The following is an 11,261-nucleotide window of genomic DNA, read 5'->3' as shown; positions in this document are numbered from 1 at the left end:
TGTAGGCTTAATGAATGCTAGCTGTTGATTATTTTCCAAATACAAATAATTTTCTTCACTTTCATATCCTGAATCTGCAATGATTCTTTTGTAAATTGAATGTACTGATTCTACTGTTTCAATCTTTGGATGTATCTATCAAGCTGGTATAATGTTTTTTGAATTAAACTTTTATACAAAATTTTAATTCAAAAATCTTTTTCAGCTTGTAAAATAAATGCTGGAATTTTATCCATGAGTTTTTTCTGATTTTTAGTAATTTATTTTTTCCAGACGGAAGTGTACTTATTGGCTACACCGCCTCAATCTTTGTACCGTCAATGAACAGATTTTCTAGCGAAAGCTCTCCATTATGTGCCAGAAAATCTGTCATTTGTGATAAAAGTTCTTCGGCAACTGGTGTAAAATGAAGGCTACGAAATCTAGCTATAGTTGAATAGACTGGTGCTGACGCACTTTCTAAAAGATACATGAAATTAATATCTCGCTTGCATGCACTTTCAATTTTGCTAGAAGCGTAGGAATTGTTTTTTTGCAAAAAAAACTGTCACACTAATTTCTTGGCGCAACAGCCCCAATTAACTATTTGTTACTTTCTCCATGCTTACAGTATTATAATGATTTATAAAATCTAGGATATCTTTTTCTATAGATTTTTCATCGATAAAACTATCTAACTTATTAACATCATCAATATATGTATCATAACAATTGCTGCAATATAACTCATTTAAAACAGAAATGTCATATGTACAATTCCATTCATCAAATTTCTCCAAAACTTTATTTGTACATTTATCACAATTTGACGGTAAAGTAGTTGGTCTTGGTGATACTTGACAAGCACCAATTCTAATTTCCCCAAGTTGATATGTCTGCTTAAGAACTTCTAACACGCTCCATAATTTTGGAGGTATATACTTACAATCTTCATATAATAGATTAGTTACCGTGTATGGTTCAACACCAATTGGTTCAAGCGAAACAGCATGCGACCCTGCATTAAAAACATATTTAATTGTTTCTATTGCTTCTTTTATTGCTTGTACCTCATTTAAGAAAGCTGGTTTCAAAATTACATATGTAAGAGATTTCATATTATTTTCATTAATTATTTTAACTGCTGATTCATATTCACTTTTTTTCATATTTTTTAAAAATAATTCATTTCTTACAAAATCATTTACAGATTCCAATCCAATTCCAATTTCTATTGTCATATTACCAGACACAGCTTTTATTTTTGTTAACTTATTCTGATCTATAAATTCTGGTCTACTTTCTATAATTAATTTTTTGACGTTATTTTTTGACATATGCTTAATAATATAAATTAATTCATCTATAGGAACCTCATTAGTATTAAGTATATTACCTTCATTGTAAAGACTAACAACAGGTTGTAACCCATGTAATTTCACTGCATATAGATATTGATTTATATACATATTTGGAATATCAAGTTTAATACCTGCAGTTCCTAGCCTCCAATGTTTACAACAAGCACATCCTCCTGTTTCAGTACCATGCTCACCGCCAACATCAGATCTTAGATATATAATAATTTTATTAAGAGAATTACCTGATATATTTGTAGTACCTATACTAATGTTTTTAGGTCGTGAAAATAAATATTTTTCTGGTTTAACTAAAGGAACATTATCTGTAAGTTCTTTATTGATTTTTTGTAATAAACTGTTACATTTCAATTTTAAACACATCATTTATTAAAGACTAAAATTTTTTTAAATATTACCCTTATCCAGTTTCACTATCAGATAGCATATTTTTTTTATCATGACTACGAAACTGAGATAACAACATACCTGTAAACATAAAAGCACAACCTAAAAAGCCCTTTAATCCTAAATTTTCATTTAAAATTATAGTTCCTCCAATAACTGCAAAAACAGATTCAAAACTTAGAATTATAGCTGCATGTGAAGGATTTGCATTTTTTTGACCAACTATCTGCAATGTATAAGCAATTCCTACTGAAAAAACTCCACCATATAGAATAGGTATTATAGATTTATGAATGCCACTTAAAGATACCTTTTCCATAAATAGAGCCATTGCCATACTAAGAACTGAACATGTTAAAAATTGAAAAAATGCTAATTTCAAAGTATCAACTTTTAATGAAAATCGGTCAATTAGAAGTATATGTATTGCAAATAATAACGATCCTATAAGCTCCAGCAAATCATAATATGAAATAGAAAATCGATCTGTAACACACAGTAAATACAATCCAATCGTAGCAATTATTGCACCAAGCCACCCATTAATACCAATATACTGTTTTAAAATTATTCCTAAAATTGGAACAAGAACAATATATAATCCAGTTATAAAACCAGCTTTACCAGCTGTTGTACCTAAAAGGCCAATCTGTTGTAAAGACGAAGCCGAAAATAGGATTATTCCAGCCAGAATACCGGAGCTTATTGCACGTTTAATACCATGCTTATTAACATAACTATGATGCATATTTTTATTAAATAACATAAGTGGAATTAGAGAAATACTACCAAGTGCAAAACGAATACCATTAAAAGTAAATGGTCCAATATATTTTATTCCCTCTCGTTGTGCAACAAATGCAAATCCCCATATAATTGCAACAAGTAAAAGAATAAGATTTGATTTGATTTTATGTACGCTCATATTCGCCTCCTTATAACGATCATTTTGTCTTTTTGACTTCATCTCTTTACTAATATGTAAATGTTATGAAATATAGTATAAATATTAGCTATTTCTCATATTAATACAAAAGATATAATTTTGCAACTTTTTTTTGAAAAATTATATACATACAACAAAATCAAAGATTTGATAGAACTTAAAATTAAAGCAAAAGTTTTGACTATATTAATCCAATAATATTTTAAAATAAGTACCATAAACGGTGTATTAGCATTATTTTGTACTTCATTTTTTGTAATACTTTTTGAACTGAAAAACACTTATAAATCAGCTATTTATAAGTGTTTTATTTAAGTGCCATAAACGAAGGTTTACAGTATTTATTTCCTTAGCGTAGGTTTCGTTGGCTGACACCCTCATATAACTAATTATAATGTTCTCTATAAATATTTTAGACCCCTTTCGTAAGACTCATATTCTTTTATTAGTTTATAAAAAGTAGTTTTCTTTAAATCTAAAATTTTCATCACATCAATACCTTTTATTTGCCCTTGTTTCATCATTTTATAATACTTGTCCCACTGTTTAGGGTGCGACATTTGAATTTTCCTTTCTGCTTTGCAATAGCTATGCCTTCCATTTCTCTATCCTTTATGTAATCACGTTCAAGTTGTGCTACTGCTCCGTTTTATTTATTTTGGGTATGTAAGGATTACTGAAAGTGTAATATTCATTAATGTAAATTTAATTCTAAATTTAATACTAATATATATATAAAATTAGTAATAATTAAATAGAGTATATTTATTAAAATCGAGGAGATTTTATGATGAAAAACAATTTTTATAAATTTAAAAATAACAAGTTCTATAAATTCAATATTGTTTTAATAATAATTGGTATAGTATTAATAGTAGGGGTGGTTGCATTTTTTCCGCATTTATTTAGAAACACTTATGTAGTAACTATTTCGAATAAACAAATAAAAACGTATAATAATAGTGATATTTATTTAATTTATGCACAAACTGATGATGGTAAAATAATTACATTTAATGATACTGACAGTGCGCTAGAATTAAAATTAAATTCTGAAAATTTATACTGGGAACTTAGGGTTAATAAAAAATATGAAATAAAGACATATGGGCTCAATATACCATTAATATCATCCTATGAAAATATTATATGGGCTAAAGGTGTAAATTAAAAGTATACAAAAAATCTTTTTTTACTTATAATATAGATAAAAGAGATATCTGAATCAAAATAGGCTAGCGTGATTGGTTGTTTTTTGAAGATGCCTTGGATTATAATATTAAGTGAAATGGGAGTATCTATGCAAAACATAATAATTTTTAATTTATCATTATATAACGTTATTCTTTATTTTACTATATATGCATTTATAGGTTGGTGCATAGAAGTTGTATATGCGGCAATTAAGACAGGCGAATTTGTTAATCGAGGATTTTTGAATGGACCAGTTTGCCCTATATATGGGTTTGGAGTTGTTATACTCATAGAATTAATTACACCAATTGGAAATAATTTAATATTGATTTTTATTGTTTCCATTATTGTTACCTCTCTTATTGAATTTATAACTGGATTTATACTTGAAAAGTTGTTTAATAATAGGTGGTGGGATTATTCACAGAGATCATTTAACATAAAAGGGTACATTTGTCTTAGATTTTCATTGATTTGGGGACTAGCAAGTGTTTTTGTTGTTAAAATAATTCATACTGTAATTAGGGATATTACAAAATTAATTCCAATACTTTTAGGCAATATAATGTTGGGTGTAATAATTACTTTATTAATTATAGATATGGTGGCGGCAGTTGAAACTGTATTAAAATTTAACGTAAGATTAAAGAAAATTGATGAAATATCTGCTAGAATAAAAGAAAGTTCAGATACCTTGGCTAAAGAGATATCTAAGGATTCAATTGAGTTCAAAAGAAAACATGAGGATGAGTTAATCGCAATCAAAACAAAATATGATGATGAAGTTGATGGACTTAAACAGAATTATAATAACCTTATAGCAAGAAAAAACATACTTCACAGAAGACTTATTAGAGCATTCCCGAATATTAGGTCTAATAAGTATTTTGAAGCTTTAGAGGAATTAAAAAAGAATGCTACTCGAAGAGGGTAGTGGGATTTATAACGTGAAGAAACAAATATATGCAGTAGGAAATGGGCACTTATATATTTATATAAGTGCCCTATGAATTTTATTTGATAAATCGGATATAACACTGCTAGGAGAAGCTTCGGTTATTACCACATTTATATTTTGAAGTGTGATCAATGAGATGAACTGTATACGATTACTACAATTGATTTTGTTCGAATGCACAATAGAATAGAAAAAAGACAAATCAAATGACCATTGTATATTATAAAGAATTAGTATAAAATAATGGTTATGACACGATGATTGGTGCAAATGAACAAATGAATAAAGTATACTTAGAGAGGAGGCGCACAGATGAAAATTACAAGGCAATTGGCAATTATACTAGGATTTTGTTTTTTAGGTAGTGTCATAAGTACTGTATTAGGACTTAAGATACCAGGAAATGTAGTTGGTATGATATTACTTGTTATTTTTTTATGCTCTGGAATTTTAAAAGTAGAATCAGTGGAAGAGGTAAGCAATTTTTTATTAGAGCATTTACCATTTTTCTTTGTTCCGGCAGGTGTTGGACTTATTGCAAGCATAGGGAGTATAAGAAATTGTTGGCCATATTTAATTATTATAATTTTTATATCTACGGTTGTTGCTATGGTTATCACTGGGATAACGGTGCAGATACTTAAAAGGAGCTGAATGTTTTGCATGACTTAATTTCTTCACCATTATTTTTCATAATGATTTCGTTAATGGCTTTCGAAATCGCATGTTACATAAATAAAAAAATAAAACTCGCTATTTTAAATCCACTTTTAGTAAGTATAATTTTGCTTATAGCATTCCTAAAATGTTTTAACATAAGCACAACGGAATATAATACTGGTGGACAGTTTATAACATTGTTATTAGCACCAGCGACAGTGGTTTTAGCCGTTCCATTATATAAAAAAATAAGACTGTTCAAAGAAAATGCACTTCCTATATTTTTGGGCATTTCACTAGGAACAGTGGGTGGTATTACTAGCGTAATCCTTTTGTGTAATTTATTTGGAATTTCAAAACAACTTAGTTTATCAATGATTCCTAAATCTATAACTACGCCAATTGGTATGGAGGTTTCTAAGCAAATTGGTGGGATACCATCAATAACAGTTGCAGCTATTATAATTACGGGAATAACAGGTGCTGTAATTGGACCTACTATTTTTAAAATTTTTCGTATAAATGATAGAGTAGCAAGAGGAATATCACTGGGTTGTTCTTCTCATGCTGTTGGTACATCTAAAGCAATTGAATTAGGTGAAGTCGAGGGTGCTATGAGTAGTCTTGCTATAGGAATTACAGGTCTAATAACAGTAATAATCGCTCCAATACTTGCGAAAATATTTCATAGTTTATTATGAATTGTAGCTTTATATAAACTACAGATAGGGGTATATTATTATGAAATTGTCTAAGCCGCTGGCACAGAAAATTGTGTATATGATTATGAAGGTTATTCCATATAATGTTATTATTGCTGACGAACAGGGCGTAATAATAGGCAGTGGAGATATACATAGAATTAATCAGGTTCATACTGGAGCAAAACAAGTATTGAAATTTAAAAAAATAGTTGAAATATATGATGATTCTTATGAAGGTGTTAAAAGAGGCGTGAATTCACCGATTTTTTTTGCAGGAAAACTTGTTGGTGTTATTGGAATTTCAGGAGAGCCTAGTATTGTTAAATCTTTTAGTGAATTGGCACGGGTAACAGTGGAGCTTTTAATAAATCAGGAGTATACCTTGAATGAAAAAAATGTTAAGGAACAACGGATAGAAAAATTTCTTTGTGATTTGTCATATATAACAGACGATTATTCAGAAAATTTTATTGAAAGAGGGCTCTCTCTAGGAATAAATTTAAATATTTTACATACAGCAGTGGTAATAAGCTTTAATGAAGAAACTTCAAAAAAAATAAAAAGTAAATTAAATGAAATTTTAGGTAAAAACGAATATTTTTATATGCTTAATTCTTATACAATAGTACTTTTTATGAATTCTGATGAAACAATCATAAAGAGATTGTCAGCATGTTTTGATAATGAATATAGTAATGTGAATTTTGGAATAGGACTCAATGAAATAATTATAGCAAAATCAGTAAAACAGGCGCTTACAGCGTTAAATATAGGCAAAAAACTTGAGAATAATAAAAATGTTTTTTTATTTAAAGACTTGCATTTTATTTCAATGCTCGCAAAATTTAAAGGTGATTCAGAGCTAAGTAATATTATTGAAAAATTAAAGAAGGAGGCAAAGCAAATAGATCTTTTAAAGACATTAGTAGCCTATGTGTATAACAACGAAGAGATTAATATTACTTCGGAAAAATTACATATACATAGAAACACTTTAAATTATAGGTTAGAAAAGATACATGAGATATCTGGAAAGAACCCAAGAAATGTAATAGAACTTTTTGAACTTTTTACGGCATATCTTATTTCAATATTATAGTATTGATGTTAAAATATTAATGGAGATGATAAAAATGGATATAGATAAATTTTTCTTGACTGAATTTGTAAAAAATGCATTTTATGATAGTTGTGAGGTAGAGTTCCCTGATGGAACCTCTGAAAAATTTGGAGAAGGCCAATCTAAATTTAAGCTGTTAGTAAATGATCAAATATCTAAAAAAGATGCACTAAAAGACCCTTTTTTAACCTTTGGTGAAGCATATATGGATAATGTCATAGATTTTCAAGGTAATATTCAAGAAATTATTGAGTCAATATATAAAAATAAAGATAGTTTCTTACATAAAGCAGCTATATTTCAAAAATTAAATAAATTTAAAACAAATTCAATTAAAAAGAGCAAAAATGATATACAATATCATTATGATTTAGGAAATGATTTTTTCAAACTGTGGTTAGATGATACTATGAGTTATTCATGTGCTTATTTTCAGAATGAAAAAGACACATTATATGAGGCTCAGTTAAATAAAGTTGACCATATTCTAAAAAAATTAAACCTAAAAGAAGGACAAAAAATTCTAGATATTGGTTGTGGTTGGGGCGAACTGATAATTACAGCAGCTAAAAAATACAAAGTACACGCATTGGGTGTTACGCTAAGTAATGAGCAGTTTGACAAAGTTAATGAAAGAATTAAGGCGAACAAACTTGAGGATTTGGTAGAGGTTAGATTGCTTGATTATAGAGAACTAACTAAATCAGGTGAAATGTTTGACAGAGTAGTAAGTGTAGGTATGGTAGAGCATGTTGGCAGAAAAAATTTGCCTATATACATGGAAACAGTAGATAAATTACTAAAAGAACATGGTATTTCACTTTTGCACTGTATTACAGCTCAAACTGAAGGTGAAGTTAATGAATGGATACGAAGATACATATTTCCAGGAGGATATATACCATCTACTAGGGAACTTATAGGACTCATGCCAGATTATGATTTTCATTTAATAGATGTTGAAAGTTTAAGATTACATTATGCAAAAACGCTAGAGTGTTGGGCAAGTAATTTTGAAGAAGCAATAGACGAGGTTAGAAAAATAAAAGATGAAAGATTTATAAGAATGTGGAGACTTTATTTAAATGCTTGTGCAGCATCATTTCATTATGGAGTTATGGATATCAATCAATTTTTATTTACTAAAGGTCTTAATAATGAAATACCTATTACTAGGACGTATATGTATAAAGAATGATACCTTAATATGTAAATCAATTAAAAGTTAACCTTTGTAGGTATTGTTTCTTAACAATTAAATAATAATATATATATGACTTCTTAAAGAAATTACAAATCACTTTATTTGATATTTTTTTCAGATGACTAAATATTAATTATGAAAGTTGGAAATTATATGCGAAGTATAACCTATGGAAATGTTGATTTTGACAAGATGTTTCAAATCATAAAAAAATTTGTTGGTAAATCGCCTGAGGAAACATATCATATTGCTGTTGGGACAGATAGCCAAAATTTTGATTTAACCAAAGTTGTACTGGTAGTTTCAATACATCGAATGGGGCATGGTGGGATATTTTTCTATGATATAAAAAGGGTAAAAAAGCTAAATAATATTCATGAAAAGTTATTTTATGAAACAAGTATGAGCCTTGAAATTGCCATGAAGCTTTCAAAAAAATTCCAAAACGAAAATTTCAATTACGGAATAGGTATTCATGTGGATGCTGGTGAAGGTGGACCTACATCAAGTATTATACCTGAAATAACTAGGTGGGTAAGGTCCTATGGGTTTGACTGTAAAACTAAACCAGATTCTTATGCAGCATCAACAATAGCAGACAGATATTCAAAATAAAAGTTAACTAACACTTTGCGGGAGGTATGTTTTAAGCCACTGCTGAGTGTTAGTTTGATTAATGGTAACAATGTATTAGAACAAGCATTAGCACTTATAAATACATAGTTTTATAAATATACTGTAAAGGTTTTACTTTAGGTAGGCACAAAACAATGTAAGCTGATGATTCAGTTATATTAGAAAGTAAAAGAAAAATAAAATGTTTGCATATATAAAGTAGTATAATATAAATAATTATTTAATTGGGGGGACAGTATGCAGTTATTAAATGAAACATTAAAAAATATTATGCCTTCAAATAAAATACAAATGAAAAAGGCATGGAAGGTTATAGATAATCTATCAAAACCTATAGGAAGTATGGGATTGCTAGAAGAAATTGCTGCCAAGGTAGCAGGAATTCAAGGGAATTTAGCTATTAAAGAGTATAAAAAAAATATAATTATTATGTGTGGGGATAATGGAGTAGTGGAAGAAGGAATTAGTACATGCCCACAAAATATAACCTCAGTTGTAATGAATAATTTTACCAAAGGAACCACAGGAGTTTGTGTATTAGCTAAAAAGGAGAAAGCAGATTTGACAATCGTGGATGTTGGTGTAAATGCAGATTTTAATAATCCACAAATAATAAATAAAAAAATAGCATATGGAACAAAAAACATAGCAAAAGAGCCTGCTATGACTAGGGAGCAGACTATAAGGGCAATAGAAATAGGCATTGAAACTGTAGATGAATTATGTAATGAAGGTTATAATTTATTTGGAACTGGTGAAATGGGAGTTGGAAATACAACAACATCTGCAGCTGTATTAAGTGTATTACTAGGAATTGATGTGGATATGGCTGTGGGTAAAGGTTCGGGTCTTACAGAGGAGCAATTAAAAAATAAAAAAATAGTGGTAAAGCGATCAATTGAGGTAAATGTGCCTGATAAAAATGATATAGTGGACGTTATTTCTAAAATAGGCGGATTTGACATTGCTGGAATTTGTGGGTGCTTTTTAGGAGCTGCAAGGAATAGGGTTCCTATAGTTATTGATGGATTGATTTCTTCAGTGGCAGCATTATGTGCATATAGGTTAAATAGTAATGTTAAAGATTATATTTTCCCATCTCATTTATCCGCCGAGCCAGGTATGATATTTATAATGAACGAAATTGGACTTGAACCTATGTTTAATCTAAAAATGCGTTTAGGTGAAGGTTCGGGATGTCCACTAGCTTTTAATTTAATAGAAACCGCTTTATATGCAATAAACAATATGGTTTGTTTTGAAGAATCAGGACTTGATAAAAATAATTATGTGGATATAAGAACTGATAAAAACAGTTAAAAATTAAGGAAGCTATTTTTGATAGTATACAATAAATATAAAATGAGGATGTAAGTAGGTTTGCATAAACAAATCTACTTACATCCTCATTTTGTTATAAATAATTAAATCAAGTTTTAATGTTATTAATGTATAGGTTAATAACAATAAATGAATATTTTATTAATATGTTAAACAAAACTAGAGTTCTATTGATAAATCGATAAAAAACTATTGAAATCTTGAAACAATACATATATAATATAATTATAGTAAAAGTAATCTAAGGAAAGAGGTTAATAGTTATGACTATAGTGTTTTTTTTAACTCCTAAAAAAGAAGTAATATATGGTAAATTAACTTCTACAGTGAGGCAAATTTTAGAAAAGATGAAATATCATAATTGCATTCAAATTCCTATATTAGATAACCATGGAATATATGTTGGAACTGTTACAAAAGATGATTTAGTCCGTAAGATAAAAAATTCCCCTGAAGTAGAATTTAAGGATTTTAATAAAGTGGGAATATTAGATATAGTAAGACAAATGGTAATTAGACCTGTGCATATAGATTGTAAGGTTGAGGATTTACCCAATGATATGATAAATCAAGGTTTTACTCCAGTTGTTGATGATAACAATATATTTATAGGAATAATCAAAAAAAGTGATTTGATAAATTCTGATAAATATGCTTCAATGAATAACATGAGGGTTAGATGTATGTAGTAAGTTATAAGGTAATAAGAATTTTTCAGTAAAGTAGAAAAAATAATAAATAGATATACCAATA

General features: G+C 28.5%; 12 protein-coding genes. 9 read left to right on the top strand and 3 right to left on the bottom strand.

Annotated elements, in window-relative coordinates; genetic code table 11:
* Window positions 1–292: 292 nt before the first annotated feature.
* Genes BR66_RS26880 through BR66_RS0120790 form a run of 3 tightly spaced genes read right to left on the bottom strand, consistent with a single transcriptional unit; the run spans window position 293 to window position 2,670 of the window.
* Window positions 293–538, bottom strand: a complete 246-nt coding sequence (locus BR66_RS26880; RefSeq protein WP_156946343.1) for a transposase — start codon at window positions 536–538, stop codon at window positions 293–295.
* Between the two features lie 40 nt (window positions 539–578).
* Window positions 579–1,709, bottom strand: a complete 1,131-nt coding sequence (locus BR66_RS0120795) for a hypothetical protein (protein WP_026884645.1) — start codon at window positions 1,707–1,709, stop codon at window positions 579–581.
* 49 nt (window positions 1,710–1,758) lie between these two features.
* Window positions 1,759–2,670 carry a DMT family transporter gene (locus tag BR66_RS0120790; RefSeq protein ID WP_026884644.1) on the bottom strand — a complete coding sequence of 304 codons (912 nt, stop codon included), beginning with the start codon at window positions 2,668–2,670 and terminating at the stop codon, window positions 1,759–1,761.
* A gap of 811 nt (window positions 2,671–3,481) precedes the next feature.
* On the opposite strand from BR66_RS0120790, the gene BR66_RS0120780 reads away from it, so the two are divergent.
* The 9 genes from BR66_RS0120780 to BR66_RS0120740 all read left to right on the top strand — a co-directional run bounded on the left by BR66_RS0120780 (window position 3,482) and on the right by BR66_RS0120740 (window position 11,197).
* Window positions 3,482–3,862, top strand: coding sequence for a DUF1523 domain-containing protein (locus tag BR66_RS0120780; protein WP_242841191.1), 381 nt, complete (start codon window positions 3,482–3,484; stop codon window positions 3,860–3,862).
* Window positions 3,863–3,991: 129 nt separating this feature from the next.
* The gene (locus BR66_RS0120775) at window positions 3,992–4,819 is read left to right on the top strand and encodes a putative ABC transporter permease (protein ID WP_026884642.1); all 828 of its coding nucleotides are present in this window, start codon (window positions 3,992–3,994) and stop codon (window positions 4,817–4,819) included.
* 336 nt (window positions 4,820–5,155) lie between these two features.
* Window positions 5,156–5,497 (top strand): CidA/LrgA family protein, encoded by a 342-nt coding sequence (locus BR66_RS0120770; RefSeq protein WP_026884641.1) that lies wholly within the window; start codon window positions 5,156–5,158, stop codon window positions 5,495–5,497.
* A gap of 5 nt (window positions 5,498–5,502) precedes the next feature.
* Window positions 5,503–6,204: an LrgB family protein gene (locus BR66_RS0120765; RefSeq protein WP_026884640.1), complete on the top strand. Its 702-nt coding sequence runs from the start codon at window positions 5,503–5,505 to the stop codon at window positions 6,202–6,204.
* A 40-nt stretch (window positions 6,205–6,244) separates the two neighbouring features.
* Window positions 6,245–7,306: a CdaR family transcriptional regulator gene (locus tag BR66_RS0120760; RefSeq protein ID WP_242841190.1), complete on the top strand. Its 1,062-nt coding sequence runs from the start codon at window positions 6,245–6,247 to the stop codon at window positions 7,304–7,306.
* A gap of 40 nt (window positions 7,307–7,346) precedes the next feature.
* Window positions 7,347–8,525: an SAM-dependent methyltransferase gene (locus BR66_RS0120755; RefSeq protein ID WP_026884638.1), complete on the top strand. Its 1,179-nt coding sequence runs from the start codon at window positions 7,347–7,349 to the stop codon at window positions 8,523–8,525.
* 159 nt (window positions 8,526–8,684) lie between these two features.
* Entirely contained in the window at window positions 8,685–9,146 is a 462-nt protein-coding gene (locus BR66_RS0120750) for a ribonuclease H-like YkuK family protein (RefSeq protein ID WP_026884637.1), read from the top strand.
* A gap of 258 nt (window positions 9,147–9,404) precedes the next feature.
* On the top strand, window positions 9,405–10,487 hold the full coding sequence (gene cobT, locus BR66_RS0120745) for a nicotinate-nucleotide--dimethylbenzimidazole phosphoribosyltransferase (RefSeq protein WP_026884636.1): 1,083 nt from the start codon (window positions 9,405–9,407) through the stop codon (window positions 10,485–10,487).
* Between the two features lie 284 nt (window positions 10,488–10,771).
* Entirely contained in the window at window positions 10,772–11,197 is a 426-nt protein-coding gene (locus BR66_RS0120740) for a CBS domain-containing protein (protein WP_026884635.1), read from the top strand.
* Window positions 11,198–11,261 lie beyond the last annotated feature (64 nt).

Source organism: Clostridium akagii DSM 12554, assembly GCF_000686725.1.
Taxonomy (GTDB): Bacteria; Bacillota; Clostridia; order Clostridiales; family Clostridiaceae; genus Clostridium_I; species Clostridium_I akagii.
This window is presented reverse-complemented; position numbering and strand designations above follow the sequence as displayed.

Excerpts from the sequence above, each read along its gene's own strand:
- BR66_RS0120790 (WP_026884644.1), bottom strand. The coding sequence starts at position 2,670 with ATGAGCGTACATAAAATCAAATCAAATCTTATTCTTTTACTTGTTGCA.
- BR66_RS0120780 (WP_242841191.1), top strand. The coding sequence starts at position 3,482 with ATGAAAAACAATTTTTATAAATTTAAAAATAACAAGTTCTATAAATTC.
- BR66_RS0120775 (WP_026884642.1), top strand. The coding sequence starts at position 3,992 with ATGCAAAACATAATAATTTTTAATTTATCATTATATAACGTTATTCTT.
- BR66_RS0120770 (WP_026884641.1), top strand. The coding sequence starts at position 5,156 with ATGAAAATTACAAGGCAATTGGCAATTATACTAGGATTTTGTTTTTTA.
- BR66_RS0120760 (WP_242841190.1), top strand. The coding sequence starts at position 6,245 with ATGAAATTGTCTAAGCCGCTGGCACAGAAAATTGTGTATATGATTATG.
- BR66_RS0120750 (WP_026884637.1), top strand. The coding sequence starts at position 8,685 with ATGCGAAGTATAACCTATGGAAATGTTGATTTTGACAAGATGTTTCAA.
- cobT (WP_026884636.1), top strand. The coding sequence starts at position 9,405 with ATGCAGTTATTAAATGAAACATTAAAAAATATTATGCCTTCAAATAAA.
- BR66_RS0120740 (WP_026884635.1), top strand. The coding sequence starts at position 10,772 with ATGACTATAGTGTTTTTTTTAACTCCTAAAAAAGAAGTAATATATGGT.